The sequence below is a fragment of the Flavobacterium sp. YO64 genome (assembly GCF_004119505.1).
Classification (GTDB): domain Bacteria; phylum Bacteroidota; class Bacteroidia; order Flavobacteriales; family Flavobacteriaceae; genus Flavobacterium; species Flavobacterium oncorhynchi.
Window position 1 is genome coordinate 1 of the sequence record NZ_NRQV01000072.1, and the last position, 444, is coordinate 444.

The 444-nt window shown below is 34.0% G+C and carries 1 pseudogene; it reads right to left on the bottom strand.

Annotated features, from left to right (window positions below):
* Window positions 1–444 (bottom strand): annotated as a pseudogene (locus BOW57_RS20720) (hypothetical protein); the annotation flags it as partial.

The following is a 444-nucleotide window of genomic DNA, read 5'->3' on the forward strand; positions in this document are numbered from 1 at the left end:
GTCTACAAATTGAGTCAATTCAGTTACAAACTTAGGATCGTTGATAATTGTGCTTGCGTTGTTAACGACATCAGCTACAACATCAATTGTAGTTTCTGTATCATTTTCGCTCTTATAAACATACTTTCCGTCGTTGGCTGCGTTTTTATCCAATGTTGTAATGGTCTCGTTTCCTTTTACAATCTCATTGATATTTACCACTTGTGTTGCTCCTGATGCATCTGTATAAGTAAATTCGTTGGTTGTAGAATTGAACGATACTGTACCTTCTGATTTAGTAACAAAATTGTTTAAAACATTAGTTACCGCAGGATTATTGATAATTGTTTCAAAATTAGTTGCAACATCGCCTACTACGTCAATAGTAACATTGTCTCCTGCCTCATTTGCATAAGTATAGCTTCCGTTATTATTGTTTGTAATTGTTGTAACAGTTTCTTTTGC